Source organism: Novosphingobium sp. Sphag1I (genome assembly GCF_056279125.1).
Map to the genome: position 1 here is coordinate 198,674 of NZ_JBWBQS010000009.1, position 21,498 is coordinate 220,171.

At 62.0% G+C, this 21,498-nt stretch carries 14 protein-coding genes; 8 read left to right on the top strand and 6 right to left on the bottom strand.

What is annotated here, in order from left to right:
• Positions 1 to 29: 29 nt before the first annotated feature.
• Positions 30 to 1,364 (bottom strand): sugar MFS transporter, encoded by a 1,335-nt coding sequence (locus ACZ9HU_RS12670; protein ID WP_476105412.1) that lies wholly within the window; start codon positions 1,362 to 1,364, stop codon positions 30 to 32.
• A gap of 127 nt (positions 1,365 to 1,491) precedes the next feature.
• Between ACZ9HU_RS12670 and ACZ9HU_RS12675 the strand changes: the two genes are divergently transcribed.
• Genes ACZ9HU_RS12675 through ACZ9HU_RS12685 form a run of 3 tightly spaced genes read left to right on the top strand, consistent with a single transcriptional unit; the run spans position 1,492 to position 5,311 of the window.
• Positions 1,492 to 2,631, top strand: a complete 1,140-nt coding sequence (locus tag ACZ9HU_RS12675) for an aldose epimerase family protein (RefSeq protein ID WP_476105413.1) — start codon at positions 1,492 to 1,494, stop codon at positions 2,629 to 2,631.
• A gap of 11 nt (positions 2,632 to 2,642) precedes the next feature.
• Positions 2,643 to 4,433 carry an IlvD/Edd family dehydratase gene (locus ACZ9HU_RS12680; RefSeq protein ID WP_476105415.1) on the top strand — a complete coding sequence of 597 codons (1,791 nt, stop codon included), beginning with the start codon at positions 2,643 to 2,645 and terminating at the stop codon, positions 4,431 to 4,433.
• An 11-nt stretch (positions 4,434 to 4,444) separates the two neighbouring features.
• Positions 4,445 to 5,311, top strand: coding sequence for an SMP-30/gluconolactonase/LRE family protein (locus tag ACZ9HU_RS12685; RefSeq protein ID WP_476105417.1), 867 nt, complete (start codon positions 4,445 to 4,447; stop codon positions 5,309 to 5,311).
• On the opposite strand, the gene ACZ9HU_RS12690 is transcribed toward ACZ9HU_RS12685, so the two are convergent.
• On the bottom strand, positions 5,287 to 6,054 hold the full coding sequence (locus ACZ9HU_RS12690) for a FadR/GntR family transcriptional regulator (RefSeq protein WP_476105418.1): 768 nt from the start codon (positions 6,052 to 6,054) through the stop codon (positions 5,287 to 5,289). The genes ACZ9HU_RS12685 and ACZ9HU_RS12690 overlap by 25 nt on opposite strands.
• An 87-nt stretch (positions 6,055 to 6,141) precedes the next feature.
• Positions 6,142 to 8,277 (bottom strand): beta-galactosidase, encoded by a 2,136-nt coding sequence (locus ACZ9HU_RS12695; RefSeq protein ID WP_476105420.1) that lies wholly within the window; start codon positions 8,275 to 8,277, stop codon positions 6,142 to 6,144.
• Between the two features lie 322 nt (positions 8,278 to 8,599).
• Here ACZ9HU_RS12695 and ACZ9HU_RS12700 point away from each other — a divergent pair, with 322 nt between their 5' ends.
• From ACZ9HU_RS12700 to ACZ9HU_RS12720, 5 genes are all read left to right on the top strand, one after another.
• Complete coding sequence (locus ACZ9HU_RS12700) at positions 8,600 to 10,873, top strand: TonB-dependent receptor (RefSeq protein WP_476105421.1); 2,274 nt, start codon at positions 8,600 to 8,602, stop codon at positions 10,871 to 10,873.
• A gap of 101 nt (positions 10,874 to 10,974) precedes the next feature.
• On the top strand, positions 10,975 to 13,200 hold the full coding sequence (locus ACZ9HU_RS12705) for a beta-glucosidase (protein ID WP_476105422.1): 2,226 nt from the start codon (positions 10,975 to 10,977) through the stop codon (positions 13,198 to 13,200).
• 5 nt (positions 13,201 to 13,205) lie between these two features.
• Entirely contained in the window at positions 13,206 to 14,780 is a 1,575-nt protein-coding gene (locus ACZ9HU_RS12710; protein ID WP_476105424.1) for an alpha-N-arabinofuranosidase, read from the top strand.
• Between the two features lie 92 nt (positions 14,781 to 14,872).
• Entirely contained in the window at positions 14,873 to 16,336 is a 1,464-nt protein-coding gene (locus tag ACZ9HU_RS12715; RefSeq protein ID WP_476105425.1) for a DUF1593 domain-containing protein, read from the top strand.
• Positions 16,329 to 17,810: a glycoside hydrolase family 30 protein gene (locus ACZ9HU_RS12720; RefSeq protein ID WP_476105427.1), complete on the top strand. Its 1,482-nt coding sequence runs from the start codon at positions 16,329 to 16,331 to the stop codon at positions 17,808 to 17,810. The genes ACZ9HU_RS12715 and ACZ9HU_RS12720 overlap by 8 nt, the downstream gene beginning before the upstream one ends.
• A 63-nt stretch (positions 17,811 to 17,873) precedes the next feature.
• On the opposite strand, the gene ACZ9HU_RS12725 is transcribed toward ACZ9HU_RS12720, so the two are convergent.
• The 3 genes from ACZ9HU_RS12725 to ACZ9HU_RS12735 all read right to left on the bottom strand — a co-directional run.
• Positions 17,874 to 18,845 (bottom strand): NAD(P)H-dependent flavin oxidoreductase, encoded by a 972-nt coding sequence (locus ACZ9HU_RS12725; RefSeq protein ID WP_476105428.1) that lies wholly within the window; start codon positions 18,843 to 18,845, stop codon positions 17,874 to 17,876.
• A gap of 267 nt (positions 18,846 to 19,112) precedes the next feature.
• Positions 19,113 to 20,759 carry an electron transfer flavoprotein-ubiquinone oxidoreductase gene (locus ACZ9HU_RS12730; RefSeq protein ID WP_476105430.1) on the bottom strand — a complete coding sequence of 549 codons (1,647 nt, stop codon included), beginning with the start codon at positions 20,757 to 20,759 and terminating at the stop codon, positions 19,113 to 19,115.
• Positions 20,760 to 20,762: 3 nt separating this feature from the next.
• Positions 20,763 to 21,498: electron transfer flavoprotein subunit alpha/FixB family protein (locus ACZ9HU_RS12735; protein WP_476105431.1), on the bottom strand; the 736-nt coding region annotated here is incomplete at its 5' end.

Sequence of the window (21,498 nt, forward strand, 5' to 3'; positions counted from 1 at the left end):
AAACGGGCGCGCGTTTAGTCAGAGTAAAATCACTCTACCTCAAGATCCGGAAGAGCATGGGTCGGGCGCGATCCCCAGACCGCGTAGAACAGCGTGTAAAGCTCGCAGACGGCGGTCAGGATGAAGGAGGTCTGCAAGCCGTAATGGTCGGCCAACCAGCCCTGCACCGCCACCAGCGCGCCGCCCGCAATCGCCATGATCAGCAGGCCCGAACCCTCCTCGGTCAGCGGGCCAAGGCCGCGAATGCCGAGGGTAAAGATCGTGGGGAACATGATCGAATGGAACAGGCCGACCAGGATCAGCGACCACATGGCCACCGGGCCAGAGGACACGACCGTTATGCTCATCACGACAAATGCGCCGATCGAGAACACCGCCAGCACGATGCCCGCATCGACCTTCTGCATGATGGCCGAACCGATGAACCGCCCGACCATCATCCCGCCCCACAGCAGCGTCAGATAACGCCCGGCCTGTTCGGTGGTCATGCCGCCGATGTCGGGGCGGCTGATGAAATTAATGAAGAGATTGCCGACGCCGATTTCCGCGATCAGGTAGATGAAAATCGCCGGAACCCCCAGCACCAGATTGCGATGTTGCCACAGGGGATGGCTCCAGAACCGGCTCCAAGCGCTACCCTCGACCACGGCGGCTTTGACCCGGCGCGATGCCGCACCAATCGCGGGCAGAGGAAAGCGCGCGATCACAATGGCCAGAACCGTCAGCACCACCGCAACAATGCCATAGGGCAGGATCACCGAATGCGCGTCCGCCAGACGTTCCGCGGGCGTCAGCACCGTGCCCGCCGCCGCCGTGCCGCCCTTGGACCGGCCAAGGATCAGCCATGCGCCAAACATCGGCGCCAGCATCGTTCCGGCCGAATTCATCGCCTGCACCAGATTGAGGCGCGAGGATGCGGTTTCAGCCGGGCCAATGACCGCCACATAGGGATTGGCGGCAACCTGCAGCAGGGTGATCCCGCTGGCGATCACGAAAAGCATGGCCAGCGTGATGCCATAGGAAGGGATCGAGGCCGCCACCATCATGCCGACCGCACCGCCCGCCATGATCAGCAAGCCGGTGACCAGCGACCTCTGATAGCCGATCCGCTCGATCAATTTAGCCGCAGGGATAGAGGCGAAGAAATAGGCGATGAACCAGACCGATTCGATCAGCGCGGCCTGAAAATAGCTCAGTTCAAAGACCGACCGCAGGTGCGGCAACAATGTGCCGTTGATGACCGTGATAAAGCCCCACATGAAAAACAGCGTGGCCAGCAAAGACAGCGCCGGACCATACCGAACCGCCCCATGCCCGACATCCGCGACAGGAGCATTCACACTTGAACCAACAGGGGGAGCCATCACGATCCTCTCAAAAGCCACGCGCTTGCCATTGATATGGCATAGCGACTTGCGCTCATCATATTTGTCGGACTATAGAGAGCGCAAGGCCTCGTCAATGGCCCAAGATTGCCGGGAGAGCGAAGGCATGAAATTTTACGCCCTGACATCCGCCATCGCCCTATGTGCGGCAATGATGGCGGGTGACGCGATGGCCGTGACCGTCAACCGCGAAAATGCCGGAAAACTGGCCGATGGCGCGGTGGTGGAGGCGGTAACATTACAGGCCGCCAACGGGGTTTCGGCGCGCATTTTGGCCTATGGCGCGACATTGCAATCCTTGATCGCGCCCGATGCCAAAGGGCGCAAAGCCGATGTCGCATTGGGCTATGACGACCTCGATTCCTATGTAAATCACCCCAACTATTTCGGGGCCACCATTGGCCGCTTTGCCAATCGCATTGCCGATGGGCGGTTTGCGCTGGACGGCAAGACCTATCAATTGCCGCAAAACGACCATGGCCAGACGCTGCACGGCGGCGGGCGCGGGTTTGATAAGGTGCTGTGGAAGGTCGAGTCCGTCACCTCCGGCCCGGTGGCGAAACTGGTTCTGACCCACACCAGCCCCGATGGCGATTCCGGTTATCCCGGCACATTGAAGGCCCGTGTCACCTACAGCCTTGATGAAAAGGGCAACCTTGGCATCCTGTTCGAGGCGGAAAGTGACAAGCCCACCATCGTCAATATGACCAACCACGCGCTGTTCAACATGGCAGGCGAAGGCAGCAGCGGCGGCGCGATGGACAATCGCCTGACCATTCCGGCCAGCGCCTATACGCCGGTGTCGGCCACCCTCATCCCCACGGGCGAGTTGCGCAAGGTGGCAGGCGGCGCGTTCGATTTCCGCGCCCCGCGCCGGTTGAACGATGCCCTGCGCGATGGCCGTGATGATCAGATTGTCGCCGGGCGCGGTTATGACCATAATTTCGCGCTGGACAAAGGCGTGACCGCCACGCCGCAACTGGCCGCGCGCCTTGTCGATCCGGCCTCGGGCCGCACGCTGGAGGTGCTGTCCACCGAACCGGGCCTGCAATTCTATTCGGGCAATTTCCTCGACGGCACGCTGATCGGCAAACATGGGCACCTGTACCGCATGGGCGACGGCATCGCGCTGGAACCGCAGAAGTTTCCCGATGCGCCCAACCACAGCAATTTCATTTCCGCCCGCGTCGATCCCGGCAAGCCCTATCGCCATGCCATGATCTATCGCCTCACCATTTCGCATTGATTGAAGGCTTTATGACCGAAACACGCAAATTGCGCAGCCGCGCCTGGTTCGACAATCCCGACAATATCGACATGACTTCGCTCTATCTTGAGCGCTATCTCAACTTCGGGATCAGCCTTGAGGAATTACGCTCTGGCCGCCCGATCATCGGCATTGCCCAGACCGGCAGCGACCTGTCGCCCTGCAACCGTCATCACCTCGTGCTGGCCGAACGCATCCGCGAAGGCATCCGCGAAATGGGCGGGATCGCGCTGGAATTTCCGGTCCACCCGATTCAGGAAACCGGCAAGCGCCCGACCGCTGGCCTTGACCGCAATCTGGCCTATCTGGGTCTGGTCGAGGCGATCTATGGCTATCCTCTGGACGGCGTGGTGCTGACCACGGGTTGCGACAAGACGACGCCAGCGCTGTTGATGGCAGCGGCCACGGTCAATATCCCTGCGATTGCGCTCTCGGTCGGGCCGATGCTCAATGGCTGGCACAAGGGCGAACGCACGGGCAGCGGCACCATCGTGTGGAAGGGCCGCCAGATGCTGGCCGCCGGTGAAATCGACGATGAAGGGTTCATCAAGCTGGTGGCCTCCTCGGCCCCTTCGACCGGCTATTGCAACACGATGGGCACGGCCACGACGATGAACAGCCTTGCCGAGGCTTTGGGCATGATGCTGCCCGGCAGCGCGGCAATCCCCGCCCCCTATCGCGACCGTCAGGAATGCGCCTATCACACCGGCAAGCGCATCGTGCAGATGGTGCATGAGGATCTCAAGCCCTCCGACATTCTGACGCTGGACGCGTTCCACAATGCCATTGCGGTCAATTCGGCCATCGGCGGATCGACCAATGCGCCGATCCATCTGGCCGCGATTGCGCGTCATGTCGGCGTCGAATTGCCCCTGTCGGACTGGCAGGAGATCGGCCACAAGATCCCGCTGCTGGTCAACCTGCAACCGGCGGGCGAATATCTGGGCGAGGATTACTATCGCGCGGGGGGCGTGCCTGCCGTGGTCGCGCAATTGATGGGTCAGGGCCTGATCCGAGAAGGCGCGATGACCGTCAATGGCAAGACCATGGGTGAAAACTGCCGAAATGCCACGATCGAGGATGAAAAGGTCATCCGCCCGTTCAACCAACCGATCAAGGAAGAGGCAGGCTTCCTCGTCCTGACCGGCAATCTGTTTGATGCGGCGATCATGAAGACCAGCGTGATTTCGGAAGAATTCCGCGCCCGCTATCTGTCCAACCCCGATGATCCCGAAGCCTTTGAAGGCCCCGCGGTCGTGTTTGACGGCCCCGAAGATTACCACCACCGCATCGACGACCCCGCCGTGGGCATCACGCCCGAAACGCTGTTGTTCATGCGCGGGGCCGGCCCCATCGGCTATCCGGGCGCGGCCGAAGTCGTCAACATGCGTCCGCCCGCCTATCTCATCACCGAAGGCGTATCGGCCCTGCCCTGCATCGGCGATGGGCGTCAGTCGGGCACCAGCGGCAGCCCTTCCATCCTCAACGCCTCGCCCGAAGCGGCGGCCAATGGCGGGCTGGCCTTGCTGCAAACCGGCGACCGGGTGCGGATCGATCTGCGCAAGGGCAGCGTCAATGTGCTGATTTCCGATGAGGAACTCGACACCCGCCGCAAGGCTCTGATCGAGGCGGGCGGCTATGCCTATCCGGCCAGCCAGACCCCGTGGCAGGAAATCCAGCGCGCCTTGGTGGGCCAAATGAACACCGGCGCCATTCTGGAAGGCGCGGAAAAATATCAGCGCATCGCCCAGACCATGGGCCTTCCGCGCGACAATCACTAAGGAAAGAATGCATGGGCAAGGTAACACGCATTGACCGGCCGATCCGCGACACTCTGGGCGAAGGCGCCCTGTGGTGCGCGCGTGACGGGGCGTTCTATTGGGTGGACATCCTTGCCCCTGCGCTTAACCGCCTTGTGCTGGACACGGGCGAGATCCGCCGCTGGGACATGCCGGAACCGCTGGGTTGGGTGGTCGAACACGTCGACGGCGGATTTGTCGGTGGTTTCCGCAGCGGGGTGGCGCGCATCACGCTGGATCCTCTCACCGTCGGCCTTCGCCATGGGCCAGAGCCCCATTTGCCGGGAAACCGGATGAATGACGGCAAGGCCGACGCCAGCGGCGCCATCTGGTGCGGAACAATGGACATGGCCGAAGAAATGGCCAGCGGATCGCTCTATCGCCTATCGCCCGGCGGAGAATGGGCACAGATCGACACCGGATACAATGTGCCCAATGGGCCGGGCCTCTCACCCTGCGGGCGCTGGCTCTATCATGCGGACAGCGGGTTGCGGACCATCTATCGTTTTGAACGGACCGATGACGGCGTCGCCCAACGCGAGGTCTTTGTCCGTTTTTCCGAAGAGGACGGCTATCCCGACGGCATGAATTGCGATGCCGATTGCTATTTATGGGTCGCCCATTGGGATGGCGGACGGATCAGCCGCTTTGCCCCCGACGGTTCGCTGGATCGCACCATTGCCCTGCCCGCGCGGCGCATCACCAATATGGCCTTTTGCGGCGAGGGGCTGGACCGGATGTTCGTGACATCGGCGGCCATCGGCCTTGCGCCTTCGGATGATGATGGCGCGATCTTTGAAGTGGAGACCGGGCTGCGCGGCAACCCGGCCTATGCTTATGCGGGATCGATTTCGGGCTGAAGCGAGGAAAGCCCCATTTCCTTGGCCGTATCCTTCATCGCCAGATCCACCAGCACGCCCATGGCGGCGGCGGCGGCATCACCATCGCCTGCGGCAATCGCTTCATAAACCTTGGCGTGATCGGGAATCGGATTGCGCGGCAGGGCGCGAGAGCGCTGCTTGTACTGTGTCGTCCAATGCACCGCCGCACCAATACTGGCCGAAAGGACCACCAGCGCGGGGTTGCGCGTCGCGCGCAGGATAGCATCGTGGAAATCACGATCCGCCGCCTTGCCCGCGTCCGTGGCCAGCGTGTGGCGGCGCATGGTCGCCAGCGCATCCTTCATCGCGCGCAGATCCTCACGGTCGCGCCTTTGCGCGGCGAAACGCGCCGCCGCCGGTTCGACCACTGCGCGCAATTCAAAGATGCCGCGCACCAGAACCGGGTCCGGTTCGCCCGAAAAGGCCCAGGCCAGAACATCGGGATCAAGCAGATTCCAGCGCGTGCGCGGCAAGACCTTGGTGCCCGCCTTGGGACGGCTTTCCACCAATCCCTTGGCGGCCAGAACCTGCATCGCCTCGCGCAGGGCGCCGCGTGATACGTCCAGCGCTTCGGCAAATTCGACCTCGCTCGACAGCACCGTGCCGGGCGGATAGACGCCCGATACGATATCCGTGCCCAAACGATGCGCAATGGCGCCCTGCAACCGGCGCCCAGTACCGCGCTTGGCCTTCTTTTCGCTGCCTTCTTCCGGCTCGGTCAACGCGTCACCCCCGACATGACTGGTTTTGCATTCAACATAATCGCCCCCCGGCGCGCATACGAGAGTACGCGCGCCCATCCGTCAAGTTCAACGCGCATCCTCCTCCAGAATGCCCACGCCCCATGCGCCCAGATCAAGCTTCTGACCCGCAGCCAGTTTCCGCTGGGACAGCAATTCGCCCGATGCGACAGGGACGGTATAGGACACGCTGTTGGGTGAATAATTCAACACATAGCGAACCTTGTGCCCGTTGTTCAGCACGCCCTGACGCAGGACCAGCGGATATTCAAGCCCTTCGGGATTTTGCGCGCCGACCTGCGCCACTTCCTGCTTGAGCAGCGCCGAAAGCGTCTCGTCGCTGGGCATGAAGCCGACATAGGTCACCTGCCCCTTGCCCCAATTGTTGCGCGTGATCGCGGCATAGTTGGGCCATGAGGGATGTTTGTAACGCGCCACTACCTGCGCGGTTGTGGGTTCGACGAATTCCATCCACCAGCGCACCTTGTTGGCCGCCTCGCCCACATGGAACGGGTCGCCGTCCAGCGTAACGCCAACCGGCGCGGCAAATTGCTGATAACGGATACCGGCGGCCTGCGCGATGCGGCCGGGTTGGTCGGCATAGCGCACGGTCACGTTCTCGTCGGAAAAGCCGCTTTTGAACGTATAGAGCAAATGGCCGCCCGCCTTGGCGTAATCATTCAGCTTGTCGATCTCGGCATCGCTGGCTGAATAAAGCGTGGGGACGACGACGAATTTGTAATTGGACAAAGGCGTGGTGGAATCGGGGGTGATGAAATCCACCTCGACATTCATGCGATAGAGCGCATCGTAATAGCCGCGCACCACATCGTTATAGCCGACAGCGCCGTTTTCACCCTTGGGCTTGAACGATTCAAACCCCGTCAGCGCCCGGTTGCTGACATAGATCGCCACCTTGTTCGCCTTGGTCATATTGACCAGTTTGGGGCCAAGCCGCGCCAGATCCGCGCCAATCGTGGCGGCCTCGCGATAGGTGGCGTTGGGTTTGAAATCCTGAGACAGAAGTCCGCGCCAATAGGTTTCGATTGCGTTGGCCGTCGTGCCCCAATGCCAATATTCCAGCATATTGGCGCCCGATGCCAGATGGCTGAAGGCCTGAAGCCGCAATTGCCCCGGATAGGGCGTCCATTCGGGAAACCCCTGCGCGGTGGTTTCCAGCACGAGGTAATTCTGGCCATTCTTGATCGATCGCGCCAGATCGCCACCCAGCGCAATTTCCGTGCCGGTCAGCTTGTCCTGTCCGGGGTGATAAATGTCGACACCCGCCACATCGAGGGCCCGCGCCGCCTGCCAGTGGTTCACGTCCGGCTGGATGCCATAGGAATAGCCGCGCCATTCATAGTCGAAATTCTGGGTCAGGAACTGATCGGGCCGAGCATGGGCGCGGACCAATCCTGCCTGCCAGCCAAGATATTCATTGACCAGCGAGCGCTGGAATTCGGCAAAGGCGGCGTTGAGGCTGGCGTTGATCGAGCCGTTGACCGAGGGGAAATCCTCCCAGCGGTTGATGCGATTCGACCAGTAGTTGAGACCGTAAGCCTTGTTCAGCGCATCGAGATTGCCGCCAAACTTCTGCTTCATATGCTCGACAAAGGCGGCCTGCACATTGGGGCCGCTGGTGCCATAGGCCTTGGTTTCATTGTCGAGCTGATAACCGATGACGGCGGGATTATCCTTTACATGGTCGATCAGCGCGACAATCGCGCGCTCTGCCGCCTTGCGGAATTCGGGGTTGGTGATGTCCATGTTCTGACGGCGGCCATAGGTGTAAGGCCCCTGCGCCGTAATGGCCAGGACATCGGGATGCTGACGCGCCAGCCATGTCGGTACGGCATAGGTGGGCGTGCCGATGATCACCTTGATCCCGGCCTTGTGCATCGCGGCCAAAGTGCGGTCGATATGGTGAAAGTCGAACACGCCGGGCGCGGTTTCCATCGTGCCCCATGTCGATTCGGCAATTCGCACCACGCTGATATTGGCCGCCTTCATCAAGGCGACATCTTCGGCGAGTCGATCAGTCGGAGCATATTCATCATAATAGGCCGCACCAAACAGGATACGATCGGGCAAAACCGCATGATCCTTGCTCTTTGGCGCGGTTTGCGCCACGGCGTTTCCTTGCAATATCAGCGCAATCGCTCCGACACACAGCGATGCCAGAGTGGACTTTCCAAAGCGCGCCATTTCGGCTCCCCCGATATTTTGATCAACTAATACAAACCTAGCGTGTGAACGCCTGCTTGGCCAGAGACTCGTATCGATCGTTGAGCCGGATCAATGAACGGCCAAAATCCGCCATTTCTGAACGGAATGACAGGATAGCCTGTGCCATTTACGCAACATCCCTGCGCAAATGCGCAAAAAATGCGTGTTGTTTGGTAGGACTTTATAGCCCACTTGTTGACAGCGCTGACATAGCACGCCAACCGACACCCAGCCAAAGACGACGGCAACCCAACGAGCGTTGCCCCACAAATCTTTTGCCGGATTGAAAGAGAGGAATTTCATGAAGTCGTATCTGATGGGCGGCGCTGCCGTTGCCCTTGCCCTGTCCGCAACGACCGCCTTCGCACAGACCGCCGATGCCCCCGCCGCCAATTCGGGCGACATCGTCGTGACTGCAACCCGCCAGAGCACGCTGCTCTCCAAGACCCCCGTCGCGATGACCGCCGTGACCGGCGACAGCCTGCGTTCGGCCGGTGTCACCGACCCGCGTTCGCTGGCCCAGGTCGCCCCCAACCTTGCCATTACCGAAAGCGGTGACGGCGTGCGCATCGCCATCCGCGGCGTGACCAGCACCGACGGCACCGAAAAGGGTGACCCCTCGGCTGCGTTCCTGCTGGACGGCATCTATATCGCCCGTCCGCAGGATCAAAAGGGCGCCTTCTTTGACGTGGCGCAGGTCGAAGTGCTGCGCGGTCCGCAGGGCACGCTTTATGGCCGCAACACGACCGCGGGCGTTGTCAACGTTCAGTCGGCCCGCCCCAAGGCCAAGTGGGAAGGTTCGTTCGACGCCAAGGTCGGCAATCTGAACAGCCAGAACTATACCGGCATGATCAACGCGCCGATCGGCGACTCGCTGGGCATCCGTCTGGCCGCCAACTATGACCGTCAGGACAGCAACGTTCTGGAAACGGCCAACAACACGAATTATCCGATCAACCCCTATCGCAAGATCTTCTCGACGCGCCTGTCGTTTGGTGGCGATATCGGCCGCCTGAAGTTCGTCGTGCGCGGTGACTGGTCGAGCCAGCGCGGTTCGATGACCAACGTTGTGCCGCTCAGCAATTTCTACACCAACACCGGCACCGTGGGCGTGAACCCCCTGTTCATCGCCGGCAAGAGCGCCAATGCCTATCGCGCTCTGGGCTATGCTCAGCAGTATTCGAGCTATAAGTGGAACACGACCAAGGGCGTGATGGGTGACTTCACCTATGCTCTGACCGACACGATCGATGTGACCTATCTGGGTTCGTACCGCGAATCCAAGCAGGACTTCACGCAGGATCTGCTGTTCCTTGGCGTTCTGGAAAACCCGGCCACTTTCTGGGGCCGCTATCACCAGAATTCGCAGGAACTGCGCATTGCCTTTGGCAAGGGCAACAAGCTGCACGGTCAGGCTGGCGGCTATTACTTTGAAGAAAAGTCTTATCTGAACTACACGCTGGGCAACCCGCTTTCCTCGATGGTTTACCCCGGCGCTTCGGGCTATGCCTTCCCGCAAGGCCCCACGGTGTCGCGTTCGAAGGCCGGCTTTGCCCAGTTGACCTATGACATCCAGTCGAACCTGCACCTTACCGGCGGCGTGCGTTACACGAATGACTTCAAGTCGCGTAACGGTTCGACGGTGCTGTACTTCCCCAATCAGGCTTCGGTGCCTTCTTCGTTCGGTTCGCAATGCGTCGGCACCACCTGCACGCTCAACCAGAACATCGCCTCGGCCACCTTTGAAAAGGTGACGTGGAAGGTTGGTCTGGACTATGACGTTCCGGGTCTGGGTCTGGCCTATTTCAACGTTTCGACCGGTTACAAGGCCGGTGGTTTCAACGATGGCTGCGTCACCGGGTCGGGTCTGGGTTGCGCCCTGTCGGCCAGCACGCTGTACTATCGTCCTGAACAGCTCACCGCCTATGAAGGCGGCGTGAAGTTCAAGTTCGCCGACGGCAAGGTCCGCTTCAACGCTTCGGCCTTCCACTATGATTACAGCAACCTGCAGCTGTCGCAGGCGGCCACTCTGACCGATCCGACGACGGGCGCCCGCGTGCTCCAGACGTTGATCCAGAACGCAGGCACCGCCAAAATCGACGGTATCGAAACCGAAACCACGTTGAAGCCGACGCCGGACGATACGTTCACGATCGCGGGCAACTATACCAACGCGCGTTATTCCAGCTTCTCGCCCACGAACTCGTCGGGCCAGAGCGTGAATTTCGCCGGCAAGCAGTTGGACCACGCCCCCAAGTGGACGGCGACGGTGGGTTATACCCGCAACTTTGATCTGGCCAATGACGCCCATGTCGAAGCCGGTGTCCGTACCCAGCTGTCCTCGGAATATTACATCTCCGACCTGAACATGCTGTATCAGTTCCGTATGCCCAGCTATACCAAGACCGACATCACGCTGACCTACAAGGCGCCGCATGATCGCTGGTACATTCAGGGCTATGCCAAGAATCTGGAAAACGTGATCACCGTGGCCAATGCCGTCGCCGGCAACACGCCCAGCGTGACCATGGAAGAACCGCGCACCTATGGCGTTCGCGCTGGTGTGAAGTTCTAAGTGAGACTTCAAAAGTCATGAGGGAGGGCGGGTGTGGTTTTAGGCCACACCCGCCTTTGTCATGTCTGCCCCTAAAAAATTTGCCTACCGACGAAACGAGGATGACAGTGATCAGCACCCCCAAGCTCTGGACTTCGCTCAGCGTGATGGCTCTGGCCATTTCGGCCCAGCCCGCTTTTGCCCAAGCGCCCACGGCGCAGGATGTGGCCAAGGCTGATGCGCGCGCCGCCGCCACCGTCCAGGCGATGAAGACGGAAGAAAAGACCATCCTGACCCATGGCATCATGCCGATGGATCTGGGCATTGGCACGACGAAGATTCCGGCCGATGCGGTGCCGGGTGCTGGTTATGTGGCGGGCATTGAACGCCTTGGCGTGCCTGCGCTCAAGGAAACCGACGCCTCGCTGGGCGTGTCCTATGTGATGGGCCTGCGCAAGGATGGTGCGACGGCGCTTCCCTCGGGCGTGCTTCAGGCCGCGACGTGGAACCCGGACATCCTGTACAAGGGCGGCGCGATGATCGGCGGCGAGGCCCGCGCCAAGGGTTTCAACGTCCTGCTGGCAGGCGGCGTCAATCTGATGCGCGATCCGCGCAACGGGCGCACGTTTGAATATCTGTCCGAAGATCCGCTGCTTTCGGGCGTGCTGGTGGGCGCGGCGATCCGCGGCATCCAGTCGAACCACATCATTTCGACGATCAAGCATTTTGCTCTGAACGGTCAGGAAACCGGCCGCAAATATATCGACATCAAGATCAGCGAAGCCGCTGCCAAGGAATCCGACCTGCTGGCCTTCAAGATCGGCATCGAACAGGGCCAGCCCCTCTCGGTGATGTGCGCCTATAACCGCGTGGGCGGGCACAATGCCTGCTCGAACGATTTCCTGTTGAACAAGGTGCTGAAGAAGGACTGGGGCTGGAAGGGCTTTGTCATGTCCGACTGGGGCGCGGTGCCGGGCGTCGAAGCGGCGATCAACGGCCTTGACCAGCAATCGGGCGAACAGCTCGACAAGGGCGTGTTCTTCACCGACCAACTGGCCGCCAAGGCCAAGGCCGATCCCAAGTGGGCCGCGCGCGTCGATGACATGAACCGGCGCGTTCTGACCGCAATCTATGCGGCGGGCGTGGACAAATTCCCCGCCAACCCCGGCGGCAAGATCGATTTCGCCACCAATGCCAAGGTGGCCGAAGACGCGGCCAAGCAGGGCATCGTGCTGCTCAAGAACGAAGGCGGTTTGCTGCCTTTGATGAAGACGGCCAAGTCGATTGCGGTCATCGGCGGCTATGCCGACGGCGGCGTGCTGTCGGGCGGCGGTTCGTCGCAGGTACAAGGCGAAGGCGGCGCGGCCGTGACCATCCCCCTGATGGGCGACGGCGTCTGGGCTGGCCTGATTGGTCAGAACTATCACCGGTCCAGCCCGTTGAAGGCGATCAAGGCGCAGGCCCCGCAGGCCAATGTGACGTTCCGCGATGGCCGTTACATCACCGACGCGGTGGAAAAAGCCAAGCAATCAGAAGTCGCGGTGATCTTTGCCACGCAATACACGACCGAAGGTCTGGACGTGCCCGACCTGCACCTGCCCAACGGTCAGGATGAGCTGATCGCCGCGGTGGCGGCGGCCAACCCCAACACCATTGTCGTGCTGGAAACCGGCGGGCCGGTGGTCATGCCCTGGCTGTCCAAGGTCAAGGCCGTGATCGAGGCATGGTATCCCGGCGCGCGCGGCGGCGAAGCCATCGCCAGCGTGCTGTTCGGCGAAACCAACCCCGGCGGCCGCCTGCCTCTCACCTTCCCGGCCAGCACCGAGCAGCTGCCCCGTCCCAAGCTGGACGGCAGCGATTGGGTTGAGCCCAACTTTGCCGGTGACCCCACCTCGGGCAGCGACCAGCTTCATGCCGATTATGACATCGAAGGCTCGGACGTTGGCTATCGCTGGTTCGCACGCAAGGGTCAAAAGGCCCTGTTCCCCTTCGGCTATGGCCTGTCCTATACCACGTTCCAGACCACCGGCCTGTCGCTCAAGGGCCTGACCGCGACCTTTACGGTCAAGAACACCGGCGCGCGTGATGGCGACGAAGTGGCCCAGCTTTACCTGACCACCCGCAATGGTGAAGTAAAGCAGCGCCTTGTCGGCTTTGCCCGCGTCTCGTTGAAAGCCGGGGAATCCAAGCCCGTCACGCTGACCATCGACCCGCGCCTGCTGGCCGATTGGAAGGACGGCCTGTGGACCACCCCCAAGGGCACCTACGGCTTTGCGCTGGGCCGCAATGCGGAAAATCTGGGCGAGAAGGTGAGCATCAGCCTGCCCGCCAAGAGCTGGAAGGAGTAAGGGGAATGCGCCGGATCGCTTCGCTGATGGCCACCGCGGCGGTGGCCCTTGCAACGCCTGCCACCGCGCAGGACACGATCAATGGGGCGATCCGGGCCGACCAGCCCGGCCCCATCATCTCGCGCCACATTCAGGGGCAATTTGCCGAACATCTGGGCCGCGATATTTATGACGGTATCTGGGTCGGGCCGGACAGCGCGATCCCAAACACGCGCGGCATCCGCCGCGATGTGGTCGATGCCTTGAAAGCCATCAAGGTGCCGGTGGTGCGCTGGCCGGGCGGATGCTTTGCCGACATCTACAACTGGCGCGACGGCATTGGTCCGGCGGCGCGGCGTCCGGTGCGCAAGAATGACTGGTGGGGCGGATTGGAAACCAACGCCTTTGGCACGCACGAGTTTTTCGACTTTGCCGAGCAGTTGGGCACCGACACCTATGTCGCGATCAACATGGCCACGGCCACGCCCGCCGTCATGCGCGACTGGATGGATTATCTGACGTCCAAGGGCGAGGACACGCTGGCGCAGGAACGCCGCGCCAATGGCCATGCCGCCCCTTTCAAGGTGGATTTCGTCGGCATCGGCAACGAGGCTTGGGGCTGTGGCGGTGCGCAGACTCCGGAATATTTCGCAAATGAATATCGGAAATTTGCAACCTTCTTTCACAAGAACGGCTCAACTTTCCATATGCATAATGACAATTCGGCTCTCCGGGTCGCATCGGGTCCGAACAATGACGACACCAAATGGATGGAAGTCGTCCTGAACAATGCAGGTCAGCAGATGGACGCCATCTCGCTGCATTACTACACCGTGTGGCATGGCGACTGGGCGCAACGCGACAGCGCCATGGCCACCGGTTTCCCCACCTCGCATTGGAACGAGATCCTCTATCAGGCCTCGCGCATGGACGAAGTGTTGCGCGGGCATGAGGCGGTGATGGACAAGGTGGACCCGAAAAAGCGGATCGGCCTGTTCGTTGACGAATGGGGCACGTGGTATCGCCCCGAACCGGGCACGGAACCGGGGCACCTGTATCAGCAGAACACATTGCGCGACGCGCTGGTGGCGGGGATCACGCTCAACATCTTCCACGCCCATGCCGACCGGGTGCGGATGGCCAACATTGCCCAGGCGGTGAATGTGCTTCAGGCCATGCTGCTGACCGATGGCGATAAATTGGCCAAGACGCCGACCTATTACACCTTTGCCATGTATATGCCGTTTCAGGACGCGACCTTGATCCCGGTCAACGCCCCCGCCCCCATGTTAAAGGCTGAAAGCGGATCCTTCCCCGCCTTTACCGTCAGCGCGGCGCGGGCAAAGGACGGCAAAACCTATGTCGCTGTCGCCAATGCCGACAAGGACAAGGGCTATAAACTCTCGCTCGACCTTGGCACGTTGAAGGGTACGAAGGTTTCGGGACAAGTGCTGACGGCGGCCAAGCTGGACGCGCATAATACGCCGGGACAGAAGGAAGAGATTGCCCCGGCACCCTTTAATGGCGGGCGGATCAGCGGCGGCAAATTGTGGCTGGATATTCCGGCAAAATCGGTTGTCGTGGTCAAAATTGACGGCTAATCCCTGCAATTGATAACGCTATCAATGGGCCATAGAGCCTAGGCCCCGCTGTGGAACGATCCAAAGCGGGGTCCATAACAAAGGACAGAGTGATGCCCGTTAAGCCTCTGCTTTACGCAGCCCTGTTGCTGGGTGCCGCCCCGCTGGTTCAGGCTGCGCCGGATACGCCCCATCAGCGCCTTTTCGTCCTGTCCGACATTGGCAACGAGCCGGACGATCAGATGTCGCTGGTCCGCCTGCTGCTCTATGCCAACGAGATCGATATCGAGGGGCTTGGTGCCACCACATCGGTGTGGCAGCGCGAGAAGGTCAGCCCCGAAATCATGCACAAGGTCATCGACGCCTATGGCAAGGTGGCGGGCAATCTGCGCCTGCACGACCCGGCCTATCCCACGGGCGAGGCGATGGCCGCAAAAGTTTATGCGGGCCGCGCCGGATATGGTATGGCGGCGGTTGATGTGGACCACCCCTCGCCCGCCGCCTTGGCCTTGATCGCGGCGGCGCAGCGGCCCGACCCGCGCCCGCTCTGGGTGGGTCTGTGGGGCGGCGGCAACACTCTGGCCGAAGCGCTTGGCCATGCGAAAAAGACCATGGCGGCGGTGGAATTTGACGCGTTGATCGCCCGCCTGCGCGTCTATGCGATCAGCGATCAGGACGATGCGGGCGCGCCGATGCGCCGCACCTATCCCGGCCTGTTCTGGATCGGCACGCCTTCGTCACAGGATGGCGCGGAATATGCCGGTGCCACATGGACCGGCATTTCGGGCGACCAATATTATCGCAATGGCGCGGGCGCGAATTTCACGCCCGTTTCCAACGCATGGCTGGATAAAAACATCCGTTCGAAAGGCCCGCTGGGCGCGGCCTATCCGCACCACATGTTCATCATGGAAGGCGACACGCCCTCGTTCCTCGGCCTTATTCCCAATGGCCTGAATGCTCAGGACAAGCCCGACTGGGGCGGCTGGGGCGGGCGCTATCTGCTGCGCCAGTCGGTGGGCGAGAGCCGCAAGATCTGGACGCAGGGCGGCGACGCCTTCATGCGCACCACCAGCGCCGACACGGTCGATGGCCATACCAGCGATCAGGCGACCATCTGGCGCTGGCGTGAGGCATTCCAGAATGATTTTGCCGCCCGTATGGACTGGACCATCCAGCCCTATGCCAAGGCCAATCATGCCCCCCAACCCATCGTCAATGGACAGGCCGGACTGGCCCCCATCGCCATCAAGGCGAAGACCGGGCAAAGCCTGACGCTGGACGCCTCGGCCGGCCGTGATCCCGATGGCAACAAGCTGACCTATCGCTGGTTTGCCTATGACGAGGCCGGATTTGACGGCAAAGGCCCCAACCCCGCCCTTGAAATCACCCACGGCGACGCCGCGCGCGCCACGGTCAAAATTGCCGCACGCTGCGCCAAAAGCTGGCTGGACCTGCCGCAATTGAAATGTCCGGCGGTGCGCACCGCCCACGTAATTCTGGCCGTCACCGACAATGGCACGCCCGCGCTGACCCGCTATCGCCGCATTCTGATCGAGGTGTCCGATAATGACTGATCTTTCCGTTTCCCGCCGCGCCGCGCTGGGTCTGATCGGGGCCGGGGCTGTCGCGCCTGTCGCCGCCCGCGCGGCCGAAACCTCCGCCCTGCCCGGCGCCCTGTGGTTTGCGACGCAGGCCGACGCCCCATGGCAAAAACAGACCGTCCCGGCACTGAGCGAGGTCAGCAGGGCCAGCCTGTTCGGCACCGACGCCACGGTCAATCTGGCCAATCCGCGCCAGACGGTGGCGGGCTTTGGCGCCTGTTTCAACGAACTGGGCTGGGTCGCGCTGTCGCATCTGTCGCCTGCCGATCGCCAATCGGCCATGGCCGCAATGTTTGCCCCCGATCAGGCCGCCTTTACCCTGTGCCGCACGCCGGTGGGGGCCAATGACTTTGCGCGGCGGTGGTATTCCTATGACGAAACGCCGGGTGATTTCGATCTCAAGAGCTTTTCGACCGCCAATGACCGACAAACGCTGATCCCCTATATCAAGGCGGCGCAGGGCTTTAACCCCGACCTCAAACTCTGGGCCAGCCCGTGGAGCCCGCCCAGTTGGATGAAAAAGAATGGTTTTTACGCCATGGCCAAACCTTGGCCCGGCACGCCCGAAACCGGCATCCGCGACGATCAGACGGGCAAGGAGGGCGAGGACGCCTTCATTCAGGAAGACCGCTATTTCGACGCCTATGCGCGCTATTTCCGCCGCTATGTCGAAGATTACGCCAAGGCGGGCATCACCATCGGCACGGTGATGCCGCAAAATGAATTCAACTCGGCCCAGCCCTATTCCTCCTGCACATGGACGCCGGCGGGTCTGGCGCGTTTCCTGCCCTTCCTTGGCCGCGAGATGGACAAGGTGGGCACACGCGTGTTCTTCGGCACGCTGGAGCGCAGCAAGGTCGAGATGCTGGACGCCGTAATGTCCGACCCGAAAGCCGCCGCCGTCATCAAGGGCGTGGGCGTGCAATGGGACGGCAAACGCGCCCTGCCCCAGATTGCACGGCAATATCCGAATATGGAAATCTGGGGCACCGAATGGGAATGCGGCACCTCGACCAATGACTGGCACTATGCCCGTTATGGCTGGGCCAACCTGCGCCGTTACATCGAATTTGGCGCGGGCGCGTGGGATTACTGGAACGCGGTCCTGCCGACCGGGGGCCTCTCGCCCTGGGGTTGGCCGCAGAACAGCCTGATCGTGGTTGATCCGGCCACCAAATCATGGCGCCTGACGCCCGATTACTGGCTGATGCGTCACCTGTCCTCCTATGTGAAACCGGGGGCCAAGGTCCTGCCGGTCGACAGCTTCCTTGGCTTTGACGACAATATCGCCTTCCGTAATCCCGATGGCAGCGTGGTGCTGATCGCCAACAATGCGATGGGGCAAAAGCAGAAGGTGCGTTATGCGCTGGGCGCAAAGGCGCTGACGCTGGAACTGGCGGCGGATTCGCTCAACACGATTGTTCTGCCCGCCAGCGCTTTGGCCTGAGAACCGGATTGATATTGGCCATGCCCGCGCCGGGTGATCCAACCGCGCAGGCATGGCCAGACATTATACGGACAGGCAAGAGCCAAGCCGCCCCTTGATGATCCCCTCGGCCTCGGTGACGATACGCTGGATCAATTGCTGGCATGTCGGGATGTCGTGGATCAGCCCCATGACCTGCCCAGCGGTGACAACGCCATGGTTCATGTCGCCGGTGTTCAACCCTTCGCGGCCACGCGCGCCTTTGACCAGCGGGGCGATGGTTTCAAAGGGTTCGCCGCGGGCTTCTGCCTCAACCACGGCCTGCGAGATGGCGTTTTTCGCCACGCGGGCGGTGTTGCGAAAACTGCGAAAGATAAGCTGGGTCGCCCGCTCATCTCCCTCGACCAGCATGCGCTTGATGTCCGGGTGGATCGGCGCCTCGACCGTAGCGCAGAAACGCGTGCCCATGTTGATGCCCTCGGCCCCCAGCGCAAGGGCCGCCACCAGCCCGCGCCCGTCGCCAAAGCCGCCGCTGGCCAGCAAGGGCACACGCACCTTGTCCGCCGCCGCCGGGATCAGGATCAGGCCGGGGATGTCATCCTCGCCCGGATGCCCCGCGCATTCAAAGCCGTCGATGCTGATGATGTCGGCCCCCATCCGTTCGGCGGACAGCGCGTGGCGCACGGCGGTGCATTTGTGCAGAACGGTGATGCCGTGGCTCTTGAAGTCCTCGACATGCTCACGCGGGTTGTGGCCGGCGGTTTCAACGATCTTGATCCCGCTCTCGATAATCGCGCGGCGATAATCGGCATAGGGCGGCGGGTTGAGCGAGGGCAGCAGCGTCAGGTTCACCCCGAACGGCCTGTCGGTCAGGCTGCGGCACCGCTCGATCTCGGCCCGCAACGCATCGGGCGTGGGACAGGTCAGCGCGGTGATGATCCCCAGCCCGCCCGCGTTCGACACAGCGCTGGCCATATCGGCCGTGCCCACCCACATCATGCCGCCCTGAACGATGGGGTGCTCGATGCCTAGCATTTGCGTGATGCGGGTTTGCATGGGTGGTCCTCTCGTTGTTGTGGTTTTTTGGGTTTTGCCTCCGGCGGGCAAAGGGCGGGGGCCCTTTGCAATCCCGTTTTGGGGTGGTGGGAGGTTGGCCGGCGTTATGGTTATGGTTTGAAGGCCTGCGGCGCGGATAGGTATAAGTTCGCCGCGCCGCAGGCTTTTTAATGGTCAAAACTGCGTACCGTGAACCTTGGCCGAGGTAATGCACAACGCAGACAGTAACGGGAGCGCGAGGGTCCAGACCCTCGCACCTATCCTTCTTCACATGTTCGGATAATTGGGCCCGCCACCGCCTTCGGGCGCAACCCATGTGATGTTCTGCGTCGGGTCCTTGATGTCGCAGGTCTTGCAATGGACGCAGTTCTGGGCGTTGATCTGGAGTCGCTTGTCCGCGCCATCCCCCACGAACTCATACACGCCTGCGGGGCAATAGCGCGCTTCCGGTCCTGCGAACTGGCGCAGGTTGACCGCCACCGGCACGGTCGGGTCGGCCAGGCGCAAATGGCACGGCTGGTCCTCCTCATGGTTGGTGAAGGAGAAGGAGACATTGGTCAGCCGGTCAAACGAGATGACCCCGTCCGCCTTGGGATAGGCGATGGGCTGGTACAGGTCCGCGCGGCCCGTGGCCTCAGCGTCGGTGTGGTGAGCCATGGCACCGAACGGGTTCACCCGCAGGTATCGCGCCCACATCTCCGCGCCCGCCAGCACCGTGCCCAGCGCCCCGCCGAACTTGGCCACCAAGGGCTGGGCATTCTGCACAAGTTTCAACTCATCGGCGATCCAGCTTTCGCGCAAGGCAGCTTCATAGCTGTCAAGCTGCGTGCCTTCCTCGCCCCCGGCGATGGCGGTGACAATCGCCTCGGCGGCCAGCATGCCGCTCTTCATGGCGGTATGGCTGCCCTTGATGCGCGGCACGTTGACAAAGCCCGCGCTGCACCCGGCCAGCACACCGCCCGGAAAGGCCAGATGCGGCACCGATTGCCACCCGCCCTCGTTGATCACCCGCGCGCCGTAACTGACGCGCTTACCCCCTTCGAGGATCGCGCGAATGTCCGGGTGCTGTTTCCAGCGCTGGAATTCCTCATAGGGAGACACATGCGGGTTTTTGTAATCCAGCGCCGTGACAAACCCCAGCGCGACCTGTCCGCCCGCCTGATGATAGAGGAAGCCGCCGCCCCAGCTCTCGCTCTCCGAGAGCGGCCAGCCCTGCGTATGCAGCACGCGCCCCGGCACATGTTTGGCGGGGTCAATGTCCCACAATTCCTTGATGCCCAGACCATAGACCTGCGGCTGACAATCGCGCTCCAGATCAAACTTCGCCTTGACCCTTTTGGTCAGATGCCCGCGCGCACCCTCGGCCAGAATGGTATATTTCGCCGTCAGGTTCATGCCCGGCTGATAATCGCCCTTGGGCTGGCCCTCGTGGTCGACGCCCATGTCGCCGGTCTGCACGCCGATGAGCCGGTCGCCGTCATAGAGCAGTTCCGCCGCCGGGAAGCCGGGGAAGATCTCCACCCCCAGTTCCTCGGCCTTGCCCCCCAGCCAGCGGCACAGATTGCCAAGGCTGACGGTGTAATTGCCGTCGTTGCTCATGAACGGCGGCATCAGCGCGTGGGGCACTGAGTACTTGCCACCTTTGGTCAGCACCCAATGCCAATTGTCCGTCACCGGCACTTCCGCCAGCGGGCAACCATCGGTCCGCCAATCGGGCAGCAATTCATCCATCGCGCGCGGATCAACCACCGCGCCCGACAGAATATGCGCCCCGATCTCGGACCCTTTCTCCAGCACGCAGACGCTCAGATCCGCATTCAACTGCTTGATCCGGATGGCCGCGCCAAGGCCCGCAGGCCCTCCGCCCACCACCACCACATCATAGGGCATCGTGTCGCGCTGGATGTCGTCCATGGCTTACAGCTTCTCCGTCAGTTCGGGCACGGCGTTGAACAGGTCCGCGACCAGCCCGATGTCGGCCACCTGAAAGATCGGCGCGTCTTCGTCCTTGTTGATGGCGATGATGGTCTTGCTGTCCTTCATGCCGGCCAAGTGCTGGATCGCGCCGCTGATGCCGACCGCGACATAGACTTCGGGGGCGACGATCTTGCCGGTCTGGCCCACCTGATAATCGTTGGGCACGTATCCGGCATCGACCGCCGCGCGCGATGCGCCCACCGCCGCGCCCAGCTTGTCGGCCAGCGGGAAGATGGTGGCGGCAAAAGTCTCGGCGTCCTTCAAGGCGCGCCCGCCCGAAACGATCACCTTGGCGCTGGTCAGTTCGGGGCGTTCGCTCTTGGCCAGTTCCGCGCCCACAAAGCTGGAGAGGCCAGCATCGCCGGTGGTGGCGACGGTTTCGATTACCGCGCTGCCGCCGGTGGCCTCGGCCTTGGCAAAGGCCGTGCCGCGCGCGGTGATCACCAGCTTGGCGTCGCTGCTCTCGACCGTGGCAATCGCATTGCCCGCATAGATCGGGCGGGTGAAGGTCTTGGGGCCTTCGACGCTCAGGATGTCCGAGATCTGCGCCACATCGAGCAACGCCGCCACCCGCGGGGCGATGTTCTTGCCCGTGGTCGTGGCGGGCGCGACAAAGGCGTCATAGCCGCCCATCAGCCCCACCACCAGCGGCGCAACATTCTCGGCCAGCCCGTGT